The organism is Desulfatiglans anilini DSM 4660, from assembly GCF_000422285.1.
Lineage (GTDB): Bacteria > Desulfobacterota > DSM-4660 > Desulfatiglandales > Desulfatiglandaceae > Desulfatiglans > Desulfatiglans anilini.
In genome coordinates this window covers 1-18,408 of the sequence record NZ_AULM01000033.1, presented here as the reverse complement: position 1 = coordinate 18,408, position 18,408 = coordinate 1, and the positions used below count along the sequence as shown (strand labels likewise).

At 60.8% G+C, this 18,408-nt stretch carries 11 protein-coding genes; 9 read left to right on the top strand and 2 right to left on the bottom strand.

Annotated features, from left to right (window positions below; translation table 11 throughout):
- Positions 1-25: 25 nt before the first annotated feature.
- From H567_RS0116950 to H567_RS25615, 8 genes are all read left to right on the top strand, one after another.
- Entirely contained in the window at positions 26-1,708 is a 1,683-nt protein-coding gene (locus H567_RS0116950) for an ABC transporter substrate-binding protein (protein WP_028322304.1), read from the top strand.
- Positions 1,709-1,913: 205 nt separating this feature from the next.
- Complete coding sequence (locus H567_RS0116945; RefSeq protein ID WP_028322303.1) at positions 1,914-2,861, top strand: SphA family protein; 948 nt, start codon at positions 1,914-1,916, stop codon at positions 2,859-2,861.
- A 676-nt stretch (positions 2,862-3,537) separates the two neighbouring features.
- On the top strand, positions 3,538-3,924 hold the full coding sequence (locus H567_RS0116935; protein WP_028322302.1) for a DsrE family protein: 387 nt from the start codon (positions 3,538-3,540) through the stop codon (positions 3,922-3,924).
- Positions 3,925-4,025: 101 nt separating this feature from the next.
- Positions 4,026-5,489, top strand: a complete 1,464-nt coding sequence (locus H567_RS25620) for a hypothetical protein (RefSeq protein WP_244155499.1) — start codon at positions 4,026-4,028, stop codon at positions 5,487-5,489.
- A gap of 130 nt (positions 5,490-5,619) precedes the next feature.
- Positions 5,620-7,392, top strand: a complete 1,773-nt coding sequence (locus H567_RS0116925) for a hypothetical protein (protein WP_028322301.1) — start codon at positions 5,620-5,622, stop codon at positions 7,390-7,392.
- A gap of 163 nt (positions 7,393-7,555) precedes the next feature.
- Entirely contained in the window at positions 7,556-10,903 is a 3,348-nt protein-coding gene (locus H567_RS0116920) for an ATP-binding protein (protein ID WP_028322300.1), read from the top strand.
- A 647-nt stretch (positions 10,904-11,550) separates the two neighbouring features.
- The gene (locus H567_RS29910) at positions 11,551-11,676 is read left to right on the top strand and encodes an NAD(P)-binding protein (RefSeq protein WP_279615002.1); all 126 of its coding nucleotides are present in this window, start codon (positions 11,551-11,553) and stop codon (positions 11,674-11,676) included.
- Between the two features lie 48 nt (positions 11,677-11,724).
- On the top strand, positions 11,725-12,900 hold the full coding sequence (locus tag H567_RS25615; RefSeq protein ID WP_279615003.1) for an FAD-dependent oxidoreductase: 1,176 nt from the start codon (positions 11,725-11,727) through the stop codon (positions 12,898-12,900).
- On the opposite strand, the gene H567_RS0116910 is transcribed toward H567_RS25615, so the two are convergent.
- Positions 12,878-14,254 carry an SH3 domain-containing protein gene (locus tag H567_RS0116910; protein WP_028322299.1) on the bottom strand — a complete coding sequence of 459 codons (1,377 nt, stop codon included), beginning with the start codon at positions 14,252-14,254 and terminating at the stop codon, positions 12,878-12,880. The genes H567_RS25615 and H567_RS0116910 overlap by 23 nt on opposite strands.
- A gap of 211 nt (positions 14,255-14,465) precedes the next feature.
- Positions 14,466-15,281, bottom strand: a complete 816-nt coding sequence (gene proC, locus H567_RS0116905) for a pyrroline-5-carboxylate reductase (protein ID WP_028322298.1) — start codon at positions 15,279-15,281, stop codon at positions 14,466-14,468.
- A gap of 732 nt (positions 15,282-16,013) precedes the next feature.
- Here proC and H567_RS0116895 point away from each other — a divergent pair.
- Positions 16,014-17,777, top strand: a complete 1,764-nt coding sequence (locus tag H567_RS0116895) for a formate--tetrahydrofolate ligase (protein ID WP_028322296.1) — start codon at positions 16,014-16,016, stop codon at positions 17,775-17,777.
- Positions 17,778-18,408: the final 631 nt, after the last annotated feature.

Below are 18,408 nucleotides of genomic sequence, written 5' to 3'. Positions count from 1 at the left end.
TCCGGCGGAAGAAGGGAGGAGCGGAATGAAAATGCTCAAATGCATGATTCTTGCGGCCGTCGTCGCGTTGTGGGCCGGCCTGCTCGAACCGGCGGAAGCCGGGGAATCGCCCAAGGGGGAATCCCTGCACGTCGGCGTTCTGAGCGGCCCGAGGTCCATGAATTTCCTTGGGGCGACCGACGTCTGGTCCAGGAAAGTCCTGCGGCTGATCCACATGCCGCTTTACATCAGAGACCCCCGCGACGGGTCGGTTCTTCCCTGGATTGCGGAACGGAAGCCGGAATCCGATCCAAAAGGCACCATCGTAACGGTCAGGCTCAAGGAGGCGCACTGGGATGACGGCACCCCGGTCTCGAGCGATGACCTGCTCTATACCTGGGAGGTGATCCGACGATTCAATGTCCCCGGTCACGTGGAGCACTGGCAGATGGTGGAGCGCGTGGAGGCGCTCGATCCGCGTACGATCCGGTTTATCCTCAAGGAGCCCAGCGCCGCCTTTTTCAACGAGACCCTTTTGACGCCGTTCCTTCAGAAGAAGGCGTGGGCGCCGCTGATCCAGCCGTTGGAAGGAACGGAGAATGCCGTCCGGCGTTTGACCGGTTTGAAGCCGGACAGGGTGCCTAGCAGCGGCCCTTTCAGCATCGTGAACGATCCCTCGCACGATTTCGTGTTGATGAAGCGCAATCCACACTTCTTTGCACAAGGGGAATGTATTGCCGGGATGCAGGTCGGCCCCTATGTCGATTGGGTGGTTTTCCACGTTTACCGGAACGTAGGGGAGGCGCTCGCGGCCTTGAAGAATGGTGAAATCGACTTTTATGCCGGGGATGTCTGCGAAGAATCTGTAAAGGAGTTGAAGAACGAACCGGGGCTTCAGTTCTTCCGTACCGACCGCAGGGGATATGATTATCTGGGTTTCAATCTACGGCGCCCTCCATACAATGACCGTGCTTTTCGGCAGGCTGTGGCTGCGCTGATTGACCGGGAGGCTATGATCGACAAGGCGTTCGCGGGGGATGTCGCGCCTGCAAGGAGCGTCATACCGCCGCACAATGCCTTCTGGTGCGATGCGCAGCTGCAACTGCCGGGTGACGGCCTTGCCGATGATGACGCGCGGCTCGATGATGCCAGGGAATCGCTCCGGAAGGCGGGGTATACCTGGGAGAAAAATTCGCTGGTGCTGCCGACGGGAGACAAGATGCCTCCGATGGAGCTGCTGACGACTCCGGCAGGCTGCCGCCCCGACCGGTTCGCGGCGGCGCTGCTGCTGAAAAAATGGCTGGCCCGGCTGGGAATTCCGGTCACAATCCGGATGCTGGCGCTCCAGGATCTCTTGAAGGCCCTTTCCGCCGGTGAATTCGATGTCTACCTGATGGGGTGGACCAATCTCTCCGACGAGCCGGCTTATCTGAATACCTTCTTCCACAGCCGCGAGGCCCGGCTGGGGGGTAAGAATTACCCGGGGTTCAAGAACGCCGAATTCGATCGCCTGGCGGAATCGGCGCAGAGGCAAGTCGATCCGTTGAATAGGAAAGAACACGTCGTTGGGATGCAGCGGCTGATCGCACAGGAATTGCCGTATATCCCGCTTTATTCGAAGAAGAAGATCGATGCAGTGAGGATTGACCGGCTGATGGGATGGGTGCCTCAGCCGGGCGGTGTCGGAAACCTCTGGTCTTTTCTGATGCTGAGACCTGCCAAGGAGTGAGAGTCGGTGCATGAGATGAAGAGGATAAATGGAAGGCGATGATTTCAGGTGGTGAGGCGGCCGCCTGGATCGCTGCGGGGTGAATCTGTTTCGATTCAGCATCGCTCGTGATGGCTGCAAAAGCCTCCAATCAGGAGAGGGGATTTGGTTGCCGACCGGGTTGGACCATTCGTATCCATATCGTTCACAACAGGAGAAAAGGGGTATGACGAGAAAAATGGCTGTTTTGCTGGTGGTTTGTGTCCTTTTCGTGCTTTCTTCGGCGGCCATGGCTTATAACCAGAATCCGAACTTGAACTACGGCAACACCAACATCATCGACGCAATGCTCCCGCCGCCCGGGGTTTACATGAGCAACTACATGATCGTGTACACTGCTGACGAGTTCAAGGACGGCAAGGGCGACAGTTTTCCGATGAACAACGAGTTGGATCTGGTCGTATATGCCCCGCAGTTCATCTGGGTCTCGAAAAAGGAACTGCCGCCTGGCCTCAGATGGGGGGCGCAGGCGCTGTGGCCTATGTTCGGGTTCGATGTCCATTCGGATCTGGGCATCGATTCGGGCGGCGGCATTCTCGGGGACCCATGCGTCGGCCCGTTTATCGGGAGTGCGATTCCGCTGGGGACTGACTTCGTTTTCCATTGGTTTTTCGAGTTTGACGTTTATTTTCCGATCGGTGCATACGACAAGAACAAGGCGGTCAACCCCAGTGCAAACTACTGGACTTTTGAACCGTGGGTTACGATGACGCTTCAGATGCCATACGGCTTCACATTCAGCACCCGGCAGCATCTGACATTCAACACCAAAAACGACGAGTATGTAAATCCAGGTATAACCGGTGATTTAAACGATCACGACCTTGAAGCGGGAGACCTCTGGCACTTCAACTATGCGCTGATGAAAACGGTGGATTTCATCAGCCCCAATCTGCGTTTCGGGGTGGCCGGGTATTACGGTCAGCAGTTCGACGAAGACAAAGTCGATGGAATCGAACTGCAGGACTCCGAGGAGAAGGTCTTTGCCATCGGCCCCGCGCTGCACTATATTCACAAAGGCATGATTTTCAGCCTGAAGACTTACTTTGAAAGCGAAGTCGAAAACCGGCCGGAAGGCGAAAAAATCGTCTTCCGTGTGATCATTCCTTTTTAGCGGTCAAACCGCAGGGGTTGCCGAATAACGGCGATTTCCTGTCCGGGAGCCATTTCCCAGGTTTCGTCAATCCCCTGATCGGGAAAGGACATCCTCCCCGCCCATCGATCTGCCCCGGGGCGGGGCCGCATTTTTAAGATCTCCCGAGCGCCCAGCCTCGATCTGACCCTGTAGTGCCCCGGAAATCATCACTCGATAACGCCCGGCCTCCATTCCTGAAGTCAGTGCATTGCACCCCGCCGCGCAGTGAGCGGCGGCGGCCGATGCCGTGACCGGTCGCGCCGGGACCGTCACCGCAACGGTGGCTTTCGCGGAAGCGGAGTATCCAGCAAACGGCGGTGTATTGGAGGGATCAACGAATGTTCAAAAATAAACAGGTGTAAATATATTTTTTTGACATCTCTAGATTGAGCGGCGGCTGCCAGGCCGTGGCTTTTTGGGTTAATTATTTTTTATAACAACACATTATATCGCATTCCCTCCTGTAATAATGCCTTCCCTTTCGGGACTGAACCCGGCGGCATCCCTCTTGCTATTTGATTAAGGCGAAAGCTTCGTGAACGAAATCCACGGCGGCGGGTCCGGCTTGTGCTCAGGGCGGTAGCGGATCTCCAAGATTTCGCCGGATTCCGGCCGAGGCTGCTCTAAACCAAAGAAGGACAGATGGAGGGATTCTATGATGGAAAAGGGAGTTGGCGAAGGCAGGAAGGATCGGGTGCTGATCACGTTGGCGTGCGGTACCAACAACCCCAATCGCTCGGTGCGGGCGCTCCACCTCGCGCAGGTCGCCCACAAAATGGGAAGGCAGGTCGCGGTGTTTCTCATGGACGAGGCCGTTTATATCGCGCGAAAAGGCATTATGGACAATCTGCGGGCGCCGACAGGGGATATAGCCGACGATATCGTGGCGTATCTGCAGGACTTCGATGTGCCCATCTATGCCTGCGCGCCCTGCGCCCAATCCAGGCAGATCAAAGAGGAAGATCTGCTCGAAGGGATCAGCATGGCTCCGGCCACGCGCCTTTTCGAATTGGCCGAGGGAGCGACGGTCATTTCGCTCTGATCGATCGGGTGCCTCCGTTGAAAGGCATCCGAAATTGAATGAAAACCCATTCTATCAGAAGGTTGAAGGGGAGGACGAGAGGGATGAAGAGGAGAAATCGAATGTTATGGCGGGTGGCCTGTTTCGGGTGGATTCTTTGCTGCTTCGCGGCGACGGCCTCGGCGGAGATCGGAGAGATGTCGCCCAAGAGCAAGGATATCGAAATCGATTTTTTCGGGAGCCTGAAGATGTATCCCACCTTCATGGACAACCTCGATTTCAACAAGATCGACACGACGCGAGACTACATCCTGGATGAAAACGGTCCGATGGCCGATTTCGGGATCCGCAACGAAATACGGCTCGGATGGCTCGGGAAGGGCAAGAATTGGGATTTCATGATCATTCTGGAAGGCGATTTTACGCTGAACAAGGAGAACGCCGACCGCGGGGCGGACTCCTCCACTCCGGTGGACAGCGGAATGACCGGCGAGGATTTCGGGGTCGAAAAACTCAACGTGAGTTATGACTTCGGCCCAGTGGCCGTTCATACGGGCTGGAACACCCAGCAACTGGACATCAACACCGGCGGTTTGGTCTACGGGGATGATCACCCCTACATCAGCTTGACGGGCAAGATCGGCCCGGACTTCAGATGGCAAGCCCTGTTTCTGAGCATCTTCGACAAGATCGAAAACATGGATAAGGGGAAGGCAATCGGTCCCCTCGATGCGGATAGCCTCGACTGGCGTGTCTACGGACTCAAGAGCGTTTACCAGATGGGACCCTTGGCGATTTCCCCCTTCTACGCCTTCAGTGACAACAACAAGGACACCCAGTATGCGCAGGTGCATTACCTTGGGGCGGAGATGTACGGGAAGGTGGGCCGGTTCACCCCGCGATTCGAAGTGGTTTGGGCGACAGGAGACACCCATGCGGACGAACATGGCCGCGCTTATGACATCAATGCGTTCGCCGCTTACGGGTCAGTGGATTTCGAGGTGGATCCGAGGTTTATTCCCTACGCCGGCTTCAAATGGGAGCAGGGGGACGACGATCCGACGGACCAGGACATCGACGCCTTCAACTCGATCGGTGACATCGCGCGGTATACACCTACCTTCGGGATGGAGAACGCGTTTCTCTACCGGCTTGTGCCGACCCTGGGTACGCACCTCTACAGCGGCAACTTCAACTGGCTGCCCAAAGTGCTGGGAGTGGCCCAAACGCCAGGATACGGCGGCATCAGCAACAGTTCCTCAGGTGATGCGCCGGGTCTCCTGATGCTGGGTGCCGGTGCCAAGGGGGCCTTCGGGGCGCTTTCCTATAAGGCCCAGGCCATGTATCTCATGTTCGATACCTCCGACGGGCTGCAAACACTGCTCGGTCGTCCCATAGACGACGAGGTTGGGCTTGAGTTCGACTTCCTTCTCACCTATAATTTCAACAAGCATTTCAGCATCGGCAACTGTTTCACAGTCTTCAGGCCAGGGCAGGCCGTTCAGGATATCTGGGACCCGATCACGGGGAACGGCAACGACGAAACGGCCATCATAAACACGATCGAGTTCATCTGGGTGTGGTAAGGATCGGCCGGCTGAACCCGTGAAGCTTCACCGCCCCCCGGCATTCGATAAACGGCGCGAGGGGCGGTTTTTCCGCTGCTGATCGGTCTGCATCCTGAACTTCACCCGCAACGCAGGAGGCTTTCCATCGATGAGATCTTGCAAGGGGTGTTGGATACCGCTGACGGTCTTAGGTTTGGTTTCTCTGGCGGTGATGCCTGCCCGCGGGGAGACGAAGCAGAACCCTTTTCCTTCTTTGGTCAGCTTCCTGGATGAATATGTCGGAATCCCCTTCCGTACTGTCGGCCGTGTGAAAGAGGCGGGAGACGATCGTCTTCTCATCGAGAAAGGGGCTGTGCCCTTGAAGGTGGGAGAATGGCTGTGCATCTCGAAAGAGGATCCGGATCGCTCCCCGGCTCTGAAGGCCCCGGCGGCGTGGGTCGTCCTCGAGACGGTGTCGCCTGAAACAGCTCTGGTACGCGTCGTGGATGCCCCGGGTGCGCCGCTTTCGCCCGGAGACCGTGTGGTTACACCGCCTCCACCCCGAATCCAAGTCCGCGGCGATGTCCTGCGGCCCGGCGGTGCTCCCTTTTTCGATGGGCTGGTGCAGGAACTCCTTTCCAAGGGTTACTATCTGGATATGCATGCGGACGGCCGCGAGGGTCCCCCCGCGCAACGCCACGATCTGAAACTGGAACTGATGCGCGGGGAGGGGGTCCTCATCTGTAGGCTCAGCACGGTCGAGGAAGGCCGGGTCATCTTCTACAGGACGGCGCAGGAGTTCTCGAGCGGCGGGTCGATCTACCCTGGCGGGGCCCAGGGGGCCGCGCAGCCTGAAGCAATGAGTCGCTCCTCCTCCGGTGATGCCCCTGCCGAGTCGTCGGCGCCATCGTTTCAGCATTCCAAACCTGCCCGAAGCCTGGAGCACTTCCGGCTGCAGGAGCCTGCAAGCCGGGTCGCCGCCTGCCGGCTCGAGGCGGAGGGAGCGATCCTGTTCGCCTGTCTGGGGGAGCGTGACCTGATCGTTTATCAGGCGGAGGACGGCGTTTTGAAAGCGGTCGGCCGATTACGGTATCCACATCCGGGGATCATTCCGCTGCATCTCCACGCCTGCGATCTTGATGCCGACGGTGGAGACGAACTGCTACTCACCATGACTCTGCCGGTCATGACCCTCGACAAGCAGGACAACCGGCTGATGTCGTCGATCGTGACCTTTCGCGACGGGGTGTTGACATCCGTCGCGGAGGAGCTCCCTTATTACCTGCGGGTGATTCAGGATGCGGCGGGGGGGCAAGCGGCGCTGGCACAGAAGGAAGGAGACTACCGTCAATACGATGGGCCGATCTACCGTCTGAAGTGGAACGAAGCATCCGGCGCGCCAGACATCACCGAGCCCTATGCGCCGGCCGCAGGGGTTTATTCCCTCTATCAATTCAATCCGGCTCCGGGGGCGGAAAACCGGGTGATCATCCTCGAAAAGGACGGCAGCCTGCACGGATATGTAACACCTGAAGAACGCCTGGCTGCATTCGGAGAGGTCGGGTTGGGGAATTACGAGGTCACCACCTATCCGCTCAAGTTGGAGGAGGACATCTTTATAGGAGGATTCGACCGCAGGGCCCACGACGACGTCTATACGGCCCGAAGGTTCGAGATGCGGAAGGACTTCGACGGGCAGGTGTTCACGATCAGCAAAGGGCGGAGAGGGATGCTTGCCGGTTTTGCCGAAAAGCTCGTAGCCGGACGGCGCGATTACGATCAGTTGGTGGCGGTCAAGTGGCTTGGCGACCGGATCCGGCAGACGTGGGAATCCGATCAGTACGAAAAAGACCTGATCGATTTTACCTTTCTGAAGGATCCTGGCCGAATCCTGATCCTCTACCAGGATGCGGACGGGTGCGCGCTGGAGGCGGTGAACTGAGGATTTTCGAGCTTCTACCAGGGGATGCCTTGGCATCGCTCTGACCTCCTGAGGACTGGATCCGGGCCCTCACCCAGCCTGGATTCAGTTTTTTTGTGCGGGCTTTTTGGGATCCAGAGAAGAATGCCGGCGGCGCGGCCGACGGTTGAGGAACGAAGCGTTCATGAAGTGCCCGGAGTGTCAATTTGAAAATGCCGACGACGCGCGGCTCTGCACCCGCTGTGGAAAGGCGCTTCCGCGCCGCTGCGAGCGATGCGGGGCCGAAGTGCCGGGGGAATTCGCCTACTGCGGAAGGTGCGGGGCGCCGCTGGGCTCGCCTGCATCGAACAGCCGCAATGCAGACCGGCAGACGTCCGGCTATACCCCTCCCTTTCTTATGGAAAAGATCCTCAGGGGACACTATCTGAAGGAGGGGGAGAGAAAGCGCGTCTCCGTCCTTTTCGCTGACATAGCGAATTTTACCGGGATTTCGGAACAGCTCGATCCTGAGGATGTCCACCAGATTATGGATGGGTGCTTCGAGATCCTGGGAAAGGCCATCCATGGGGCGGGGGGCACCATCAATCAGTATACGGGCGACGGCGTCATGGCCCTGTTCGGCGCGCCGGTCGCCTATGAGGATCACAGCCGGCAGGCTTGCCGCGCGGCGCTGGCGGTCCAGCGCGCCCTGGAGCCCTACGGGCGGCGGCTCGAAGATCGCCACGGGATCGTCTTCAGAATGCGCATCGGCATTCACACCGGACTGGTGGTGGTGGCGGCCATCGGGGACTATCTCAGGCTGGACTACACCGCTCTGGGAGACACGACGAACCTGGCCGCAAGGCTGCAGTCGCTCGCGCCGCCCGGGGGGATCCTCGTTTCGGAGCGGGTTTGGGAGAGTGTTCAGCCTTATTTCCGATTCCTGGACAGGGGGTTCCTGGACGTCAAAGGCAAGTCCGAAAGCGTGCGTGCCTTCCAACTCCTGGGCGAATCGGAGGAGCCGGAGGGCGTTTCATCGGATATGGAGGAGACCCCTTTTCTCGATCGCAAGAAAGAGATGGAACTTCTGGATGCGTCTTTTGTCGAGGCGTGCAAGGGCGGGCCGCGTTTGATGCTCGTGACCGGCGAAGCCGGCGTCGGCAAGTCGCGTCTTCTGAATGTTTATTGCCGTGCTAAGGAGACGGAAGGCGTATTGGTTTTAAGGGGCGGGTGCCGGCCGTATGGGGAGACGGCTGCCTTTCACTCTTTGATGGCGGCTTTCAGAGGCTATTTCAGGCTTTCCGGGCAGGAGTCCGAGGGGGAACTGGAGAGACTGCTGGATGAACGGGTGAGCGATGAAGCCGTGAGGCGGCGGCTGCGCGATGTTGTGGCGCGCTTCTGGACGATTCAACGGGTGGAGGGGGAGTCGGAGACCGCTCTGGCTGGAAGGAAACGGATCCTTTTCAGGGAGATACAGGCTGTGCTCGTGGCCGCTGCAGCCCGCAGACCGCTGATCCTTTTCATCGACAACATGCAGTGGGTCGACGGCACCACGCGCGAGTTTCTGACCTTTCTTGCACAGTCCAGGGAACACTCGCCGATCCTGGTGATCTGTGCCGGGCGTTCCGCCCCCGTTCCCTGGATGACGATGCTGGTCAGACACTCGATCCATCTCGCGCCGCTTTCCGACCGCGATGCGAAGGATCTGCTGGTTTCGGTCCTCAAGACCCGTCTTCTGGAGGAGCGGCTTACCAGGGACCTGGTTTCCAAGGCAGGTGGAAACCCTTTGTTCGTGGTCGAAATGGGCCGTACTCTGCTGCGGCGGCACCTGATGGTCTGCGGGCCCGACCGCTGTGTCCTGAAGCTGCCGGTCGATGCGATCGATATTCCGGACAACATCCACGGCGTCCTGGCAGCTCGACTGGATGCCCTCTCGGGTGGGCTGAAGTGGACGGTCCAGGCGGCCTCCGTGATCGGGCATGATTTTTCGCGCGGCATGCTCAAGGCGGTTGGGCAGGAAGGAGCCGACCTCGACGATCGCCTCGCGGCGCTCGAAAAAGAGGGCATCGTCGAAAGGTTGAACAGGCTGGGAGATTCCGAAGATGCCGCCTTCCGCTTCATTCATCCGATGATGTGGGAGGTGGCCTACCACACCCTTCTGCGTCGGGAGCGCGTCCATCTGCACCGGCTGGCGGGGGAAGCCCTGGAGAACGTGCCTGCACAGGACCCTGCCGGCCGGATAGGGAAGATGGCCTACCACTTCTATTACGCCGGTGTCTGGGACAAAGCGCTCACTTACACGCTCAAGGCCGGAAGGCAGGCGCGCTATGCTTACGCCTGCCATGAAGCGCTCGCCTCGCTCGAACGCTCCCTCGACATCCTGAGGCGGGCCCGCTTCGAAACCCCGCCGGTCAAGACCGCCGAGATCTTCCATTGGAAAGGCCGGATGCATTATTGCGTAGGGCAGATGGAAGAGGCTCACGGCGCCTTCGAGAGGATGCGTAATGAAGCTCAGCGGACCGGCGACCGCTTCCTGGAGACGACAGCCCTTTTCCGGCTGGGCTGGATTTCCTTTTATCTCCACCGTCCACGTTCGGCCGAGAAGTTTCTGCTCGCGACCATCGAGGCGGGCCGGAAGGGCGGATGGCCCCTCCTGGTTCTGAAGGCTCGAAGTTTCCTGGGGTTTGTCTATGCGGTGCTGGGCAGACTCGAAAAGGCGCGTCCGCTGTTGCTGAAGGCGCGCGAAGACAGTGATCGGGAACAGGATTTAGAGGCGCGGGCGTGGGCGGCGGCCCACCTCGTGCAGTATTACAACTGGACCGGCGACTATCAGGCGGCGCTTGAACTGAACGAATCCCTGGCAGCCTTCAACGAAAAGATCAAGAGCCCCTATTTCAGAATCCTGTCTCTTTTCCGGAGCGGATTGATCCACGGGGCCCTGGGGAATCTGGACAAGAGCAGGAGTTCTCTGCTTTCGGGGTTGAAAAGCCTGGAGGAGGGCGACGGCCGCTTCTGGAGGCCGCGATTCATGAACACCCTCGGCTGGGTCCATGCAGAGGGGGGTGAGCTGAAAGAGGCCTTGGATCTGAACACCGAGGCCTGGAAGGATGCTCTGGTGACAGGCGATCCCGAGACGATTTACAACGCCCGGATCAACATGGGGGAGAACCTGCTGCAGATGGGCGATCTCGGCGCTGCCCGGGAGATCCTCGACGAGGTCTGGAGCGAACTGCGCAAGCCGGGTATCTCTTATACGCGCTGGCGCTACAAGACGCGGCTCCTGATCGGGCTCGGCGAGCTTTACGGAAGGCTTGGTGAACAGAAGGAGGCTGCCGGGCATGTCGCTCAGGCGCTCCGGATGGCCAAAAAAACCGGGGCGCGGCGCCACCAGGCCCGGGCGCTTCTGGTGAGGGGGACGCTGCTTTGCGGATCGCGCCGTAAGGCCGCTGCGAAATCGCTTCGAGAGGCCCTGGAACTGGCGTCGAAAATGGGCGCGGTCTTGCTCGAAGAGCGGATTCGGGAGGCCATGGCCGAAAAGTGTCCCGCCGGTTAGCGGTGGGACTGAGCACGCGCAGCGTGTGAAGAAAAATCCTCATTTCCGGATTGGAAACCGGGTTCTACCGGGAAATTATTTCCGGATGGGAACTGTTATGAAACGGGCTCCTGTCAAATGAAAAGTTCTGAAAAGGGCTCTTATTAAATCGACGCCGCTTTACGGGGCCTTGGCTAGAATGGGCCCTGCGATGTGAAGGCTGCTCGGATGGGCGGGGCTGGCAGGGGATGAACTGGAGGCAGCAAATGGTGGTTTTTGGAAAGGCCGTCTTAGGCCTGTGATCGAAGGTGTGCGTTTGCAGCATCGAGGGGGCTCTCCGTTCAATTCTGCTCAAAAATCTTGCAATGCCGGCAAATGCAGCGGAGAATCGGGAGGCCGATCGCTCAAGGGGCCTGATGAGCCGGTGCGGCCGTCTGCCGGGGGGACGTCTGTCCCATATATCCGCCGGTGCATCTGTTCATGCGACATGATGGAGTTTTGAGGCCGCTGTTCGAACGGCGACGGCGCCCATGACAGCCTGCGCGGTGTTCAGCGGAACCGCAGGAGGGTGAAACAGGGCAGACCGCTGTTGCGGGGGTGCAAGAGGGGGTTTCGGCCTCCCCGCTTGTGCGGTGCATGGCCCAGAGAAGCAGAGGGAGGGATTTTTGATGAGATTCGTGGTCATTGGCGGGGATGCGGCCGGCATGAGCGCCGCAAGCCGGGCCAAGCGGCAGGTCCCCGATCTAGAGGTGATCGTGCTCGAGCAGACGTCGGACGTGTCCTTTTCGGCCTGAGGCATCCCCTACAATCTGGCGGAGCCAGAGCGCGGGATAGAAGAGTTGGTGGTGCGGGAGGCCCACGTCTTCCGGGAGAAGCAAGGGATCGATCTGCGGACCGGGCATCGGGTGGAACGTATCGACCCGGCAAAGAGGCGGGTGGCAGGCGTACGATCGGACGGCGGCCGGTTTGAAGTCGACTACGACAAGCTCCTGCTGGCGACCGGCGCATCACCGATCGTCCCCGACCTGCCGGGGTTCGATCTGCCCGGCGTCATGGTGCTCAAGACTCTGGATGACGGGCGCAAGCTCAAGCGCTTCTTGGGGGGACAGCATGTTGAAAGGGCGTTGATCGTCGGCATGGGATACATCGCCCTCGAGATATGCGAGACCCTGCGGACCCTGGGGATCGACACCGCCATGGTGAAGCCGCGGCCGGCCTTCCTGCCCTGGGCGCATCGCAAACTGGCGGAGCGGGTTCAGAGGGAGGTGGAAGAAAACGGAGTGCGCCTCATTCTGGGGCAGGAGGTCCTCCGCATCGAGGCAGAAGGCGGGGCGCTGCGGGCCCACTGCACAGAGGAGGTCGTCGACGTCGATCTCGTGCTGGTGGCCATCGGCGTGAAGCCCTGCAGCGAGCTTGCAGCCGAGGCCGGGCTGGAACTCGGCCCGGGGGAGGCCATCGCCGTCGACCGCAGCATGCGGACGTCCGCCCCGGACATCTATGCCGCCGGAGACTGCGCGGACGCCTACCATGTGGTCACCGGGGAAAAGACCTGGATCCCCCTGGCGCTCCGGGCCAACCGGGCGGGATGGGCTGTCGCCGACCATATCAGCGGGCAGAGGGTCTCCCTCGACGGGGTTGCCGGCACCTCCGTCTTCAAGGTGTTCGATATGCAGGTGGCGCGGACGGGTCTTACGGCCAGGGAGGCTTCCAAGGCGGGTTTCGATCCGGTCGAGGTGGCGATCGAGGCCTCTTCGCGGGCGCACAGCCATCCCGGTGCGTCCGCGCTGTTGGTTCAAATGGTGGGGGACCGCGCGTCCGGGCGGCTGCTCGGCGCTCAGATCGTAGGGCGTGAAGGGGCCGCGCATCGCATCAACGGGCCGGCGGTCGCGCTGCATCAGCAAATGACCGTGGCGGCCTACAGCCAGTGCGACCTGGCCTATGCGCCCCCGTTCGGTCCGACCTGGGACCCGACGCTCGTGTCGGCCAATCAGCTCCTCAAAAAACTCGAGGACGGTTGAACGGCCGATCTTCTATCGCTGCCCCGGCAACCGGGGCTACAATCCGGACCGCCCGCAGGCGATCGAGCCAGGATCCGGCGCCCGGCCCTTCGCCGAGGCGAAGGTCTGTGACCGCCACCCGTCCAATGATGCGGATCGGGTCGCGGGTCGCGTCGGGCTCGCGGTAGGCCCAAACGTTGTGGATTGCATACGCGCGCCCGTCGACGCTCCCGAGGTAGAGCATGATGTGGCCGCGCATGTAGAGGAGGGCGGCGCCGCCGACGGCGCCTGCGGCGATCAACTGCTCCTTTTCGGAGGCCGGGAGCGGCGCGTCGAACCCCTCCAGAGGTTCGCCCACCCGGGCTTGATCGGCTGAGTTGCGCGGCAGATGGACCCCTACCGTGGCGAAAATCTGTTGGATGAACCGTGAACAATCCTGCTCTCCGTCGAGCCCGCCCCAGCCGTAAGGTTCGTACAGCATCTCGAAGGCCTGCTGGATGACACGGCGAGCGGTGAAAGGAAGGGGGCCCGGATGCACCGCACTCGAGGGCACGAACCCCGCCAGGGCCTGCAGGCGGCCTGACGGGCGCCGGATCGGCAGAAGGACCGAGGCCATGTCCGGGTCCGCCCCGGTCGCCGGCAGCCTTGCTCCCATCCGCAGGTGTTCGTAGAAGGCCGTTCCTGACCGGTCGAGAAAAACATCGACCTTCGCGCGGCATGCGATCACCACGGCTTCCGGGCGTAGGAAGGACTCCCATTCCAGGGGGGTGCACAAGGCGATTCCAGAGGCTTCCACCCAGCCCGCGCAAAGCTCGGAGACCGCATAGAGCCAGCCGCCGCAACGGCTTTCGTGCAGCACGATCAGCGGGGTTCCGAGGTCGAGGGCGCTGTTTTGCAGCCGGTCGAACATCCGCCCCCCCGGCGAGCGAAAAAGGCCCGTGTGCGTGGGCAGAACCCTCTGATCAACCAATTTTGCCGTTACACCATAGCGGGGCGTCACCCGCTCGGGGAGTTCCTCCAGGTTCATGGCCTTCTCGATCGACTCGAAAAACCCGGGCGGCGCTGCGGACCCGTCCGGGAGGTAAAAGATCCTGATCTGGTGTTTGCGAAGCGCGGTTTGGAGAGTCTTTCGAAGACGCGATCCGGGGTAGGGATCGGGAAACGATGTCAGGTCTTCCGCCCCCTTCAACTCGCTGCGTATGCGCCGGTTGAAGGCCTCGATCTCGGGGGGCGTCAGGATAACGGCATCCGGAGAGGGATGCCGTGCAATCCAGAACCCCGCTGTCTTCATGGTGCGCTCGACGCCGGGCAGGGGGTAGTCTGCCGCCGGGTGCAGCCCTTCCGGCTTCGCGCAGGCGGCGAAGAAACCCGCCATGCAGATCCCCGCGAGGAGCCCGAGGATGGTAAAGAGGCGCGGTCCGGGTCCCGCCGGAGCGCCAATGCGCCTCCATCCGGCGGAGGGGGCTGCGTATCCGCCTCCGGAAACCCGCCTTAGGATGCTTCGGAAGAGAGCTTTTCTATGGGGAAGTCGTTGCCTCATGCAATGCCGGCCGATGTGCGAGCTGCGGTGGAGATTGGGCTGACGGTCAGGCCTTTCCCAGTTCGCGCGAACGGCTGCACGCGGCCTGGATGGCCTCGACGATGATGGCTTCCACCCCGTGTTCGTTCAGGACGTTCAACCCGGCCGCTGTGGTTCCGCCCGGCGAGGTGACCATCTCGCGCAGCCGGGCGAGGGGTTCCCGGGACGAAGCCGCCAACTGGGCCGCACCGGCGAAGGTCTGCACCACGAGGGCAAGGGCGGTCTCCTCGCTCAGGCCGGCGGCGCGTCCGCCCGCCACCATGGCCTCCATCAAACGGAACACGTAGCCGGGCCCGCTGCCTGAAAGGGCCGTGACGGCGTCCATCAGGTCCTCGGTCACGATGACGGTTTGTCCAACGGCCTGGAAGATCCGCTCCACCAGGTCCAGATGGTTTTGCCCGGCCCGGGGATTGCCTGCGATGGCGCTGATGCCGGCCTGGACCAGGGCGGGCGTGTTGGGCATGACGCGGACGATTGGAAGGTCTCTGGCGAGCAGGGTCTGGATGAGGCGCAGCGGAATGCCGGCTGCGATGGAGACGACCAGTTGCCCCTCCCTGACCACCGGCTGGATCTCGGTGAGCACGTCACGGATGTTCTGAGGCTTGACGGCGAGCACGAAAAGGTCGCTTCTCTGGACGACCTCCCGGTTGCCGGCGCACCGCTGGACCGCAAAGGCTTCAGCCGCCGCGTCGAGGCAGCCGGCCGCCTTGTCGAAGACGCAGATCCTTTCCGGCGGAAGGATGCGGGCCCCGGTCAGGCCCTTGATCAGTGCACGGGCCATGTTTCCGGTGCCGATGAAACCGAGCGTCAGATCTTGAAGCATTCGTTGTTCCTCCCTGGAATGAGCCGGTTCCACGGCTCATGGCGAAACCTGCCTAGGCTGGACGGACAGGGATCAAGGATCCCTGTAAGGATTCTGCCGGCTCCGCCGGCCAAGCCCGGCAGCGGGCCCGAGGCCGTCGGCGGCCGGGTTTCCCCGGTCGACAGACCGTTTCAGACATACCACTTTGCGGAGCGGATGGGCAAACCGAAAATCGTTGCGCTGCTCGTGAAATAATGAACATGATTACGCTTGACCCTGTTTTCTTTTTGTGATAGGCAAAGTCCTGCTTAAATACCAAGACCTTTAAGCAGAATCCTGCCGGAGATGCCTATCAGGTTCTGGGAAGTTTGCAATCCGGCAGCAGGGTGCCGCTTCCCGGTTTCGCGCGCTCGCCTTCATCCCTTTGGGCCGGGTTCCGCTTCGGCTGAGATCCTGGAAACGAGACATGGTGCGGAAACGACCCGCCGGTTGTATCAGTCGCCTCACGGATCGACGCAGAGGCGGGCTTCAAAGACTGGTTTTTCGCTTTAAACCGAGGGGTTGTGTGCAGGACGACGGCGCGGACAAGATGTCCTGGAGGTCCGGAGTCTTTGAGCGGCGCCGATTTGGCGGCTCCGAGGGGGATTACCGGGGCGGGGCCGCGAAGGTCCGACCGGCGGATTCGTGTGAATGGACAAGGGTTGGTTTTTTGAAGGACTAGGAACATTAACGTGAGAAGGAGGATTGCAAAAGATGGCTTATGATGCGGTAAACATGGCTGACTGGCAGATTTCCGAAGCCGCGGAAAAGAACATGCCGACTCCCGAGGAGTGGCAGGAAAAACTGGGCTTGCAGAAGGATGAGATGCTTCCCATGGGAAGGCTCGCCAAGCTGGACTTCCTGAAAGTCATCGACAGGCTGAAGGACAAGCCCGATGGAAAGTACATCGAAGTGACGGCCATCACCCCGACGCCGCTGGGTGAAGGCAAGAGCACCACCTCGTGCGGGTTGATGGAAGGCCTCGGCAAGAGGGGTGTGAATGTCGGTGGCGCCCTCAGACAGCCCTCCGGCGGCCCCACCATGAACGTCAAAGGCACGGCGGCAGGCGGCGGCAATTCCCTCCTGATCCCCATGACCGAGTTTTCGCTGGGTTTGACGGGTGACATCAACGACATCATGAACGCCCACAACCTGGCGATGGTGGCCATGACCGCCCGTATGCAGCACGAGCGGAACTACAACGACGAGCAGTTGAAGCGGCTGACCGGGATGCGCCGCCTGGACATCGACCCCACCCGCGTCGAAATGGGCTGGATCATGGACTTCTGCGCCCAGTCGCTCAGGAACATCGTGATCGGCCTTGGCGGGCGTCAGGACGGTTATACCATGCAGTCGAAGTTCGGCATCGCCGTCGGCTCCGAGTGTATGGCGATCCTGGCCGTCATCCGCGATCTGGCCGATCTGAAAGAGCGTTTGAACAACATCACCGTGGCCTTCGACAAGAGCGGCAAGCCGGTGACCACCGGCGACCTCGAAGTCGGCAATGCCATGACGGCCTTCATGCGCAACACCATCAATCCGACCCTGATGTGCACCGCCGAGTACAACCCCTGCATGGTGCATGCCGGCCCCTTCGCCAACATCGCCGTCGGGCAGTCCTCCATCATCGCCGACCGCGTCGGCCTCAAACTCTTCGATTACCATGTGACCGAGAGCGGGTTCGCGGCCGATATCGGATTCGAGAAATTCTGGAACGTCAAGTGCCGTTTCAGCGGCCTGAAGCCGCACGTTTCGGTTCTGACCACCACCATCCGCGCCCTCAAGATGCACGGCGGCGGCCCCAGGGTCGTCCCCGGCATCGCCCTGCCCGAAGAGTACACCAAGGAGAACCTCGAACTGGTCGAGAAGGGCTGCGAGAATATGATCCACATGATCGGCGTGATCCGGAAGTCCGGCATCAACCCGGTCGTCTGCATCAACCGGTTCTATACGGATACGGACGCTGAGTGCGCCCTGGTCCGGAAGGCCGCAGAGGCGGCCGGCGCCCGCTGCGCCGAGTCCAAGCACTGGGAAAAGGGCGGCGAAGGCGCGCTGGAGTTTGCCGATGCCGTCATCGACGCCTGCAACGAAGAGAACGAGTTCAAGTTCCTGTATCCGACCGAGATGAAGCTGCGCGACCGCGTCAACCTGATCGCCAGGGAAGTCTACGGCGCCGACGGTGTTTCCTGGGCCCCCGAGGCCGAGGCCAAGGCCAAGATGCTCGAGAGCGATCCGAAGTATGCGGATTTCGCCACCATGATGGTCAAGACCCACTTGAGCCTGAGCCACGATCCGACGGTCAAGGGTGTGCCGAAGGGCTGGTCCCTCCCGATCCGCGACGTCCTCATCTACTCGGGCGCCAAGTTCCTCTGCCCCTGCGCCGGCACCATCAGCCTGATGCCTGGCACGGGTTCGAACCCGGCCTTCCGCCGCATCGACGTCGACACGAAGACCGGGAAGGTCTCCGGCCTGTTCTAAAAAGCGGGTTTCAAGCGTACGAAAAAAGGGGCTTCGGCCCCTTTTTTCGTGTTCAGCCGGTATCCGCTTCCATCATGCCCCTGCAGCAGCCGGCTGCTACCCATCCGGAAGCCCCTCGCTCTCACAGGCGGCGGTGCAGTCCATCCAACCAAGGGTGTAGATGGCGTTGCAGATGACCTCGCATCTTCGCAGCCGATCTTTCATCGGGGCTGAAAAGGCTCGATCCCCTGTTCTCTGAAGTCGCGGGAGCAGTCTGCGGCAGACGACCTATGGACCGCCCCCCAGGTTTGGCGGGAACGGCGACGTGGGCGCCACGGACCGCACGGTTGGTTCCTCCCGGTCCCCGGACAGCCTTGTGGTGGTGGCGTGAAGCGTTTCGCAGCCTCTGAGCGCGAAATCGGAGTTATCGCCCCTTGACAAAAAGGATTTGCGACTTAAATATTCTTCATAAATTCGCCCGTTTGCGAGTCCCGGGATCGCGAACGGGCCAAGGGTGGAAATGGGCAGGACAAAGATTTACTAAGGAGTTTCCAATCCGGAAATGAGGATTTTTCTTCACACCCTGCGGGTGCTCAGTCCCACCGCTTCGCGGCGGGTCCCGGTTTGGCCAATATCAAGGAAATCAAGCGTT

Coding starts and splice junctions, on each gene's coding strand:
- H567_RS0116950 (WP_028322304.1), top strand. CDS start 26: ATGAAAATGCTCAAATGCATGATTCTTGCGGCCGTCGTCGCGTTGTGG.
- H567_RS0116945 (WP_028322303.1), top strand. CDS start 1,914: ATGACGAGAAAAATGGCTGTTTTGCTGGTGGTTTGTGTCCTTTTCGTG.
- H567_RS0116935 (WP_028322302.1), top strand. CDS start 3,538: ATGATGGAAAAGGGAGTTGGCGAAGGCAGGAAGGATCGGGTGCTGATC.
- H567_RS25620 (WP_244155499.1), top strand. CDS start 4,026: ATGTTATGGCGGGTGGCCTGTTTCGGGTGGATTCTTTGCTGCTTCGCG.
- H567_RS0116925 (WP_028322301.1), top strand. CDS start 5,620: ATGAGATCTTGCAAGGGGTGTTGGATACCGCTGACGGTCTTAGGTTTG.
- H567_RS0116920 (WP_028322300.1), top strand. CDS start 7,556: ATGAAGTGCCCGGAGTGTCAATTTGAAAATGCCGACGACGCGCGGCTC.
- H567_RS29910 (WP_279615002.1), top strand. CDS start 11,551: ATGAGATTCGTGGTCATTGGCGGGGATGCGGCCGGCATGAGCGCCGCA.
- H567_RS0116910 (WP_028322299.1), bottom strand. CDS start 14,254: ATGGCGGGTTTCTTCGCCGCCTGCGCGAAGCCGGAAGGGCTGCACCCG.
- proC (WP_028322298.1), bottom strand. CDS start 15,281: ATGCTTCAAGATCTGACGCTCGGTTTCATCGGCACCGGAAACATGGCC.
- H567_RS0116895 (WP_028322296.1), top strand. CDS start 16,014: ATGGCTTATGATGCGGTAAACATGGCTGACTGGCAGATTTCCGAAGCC.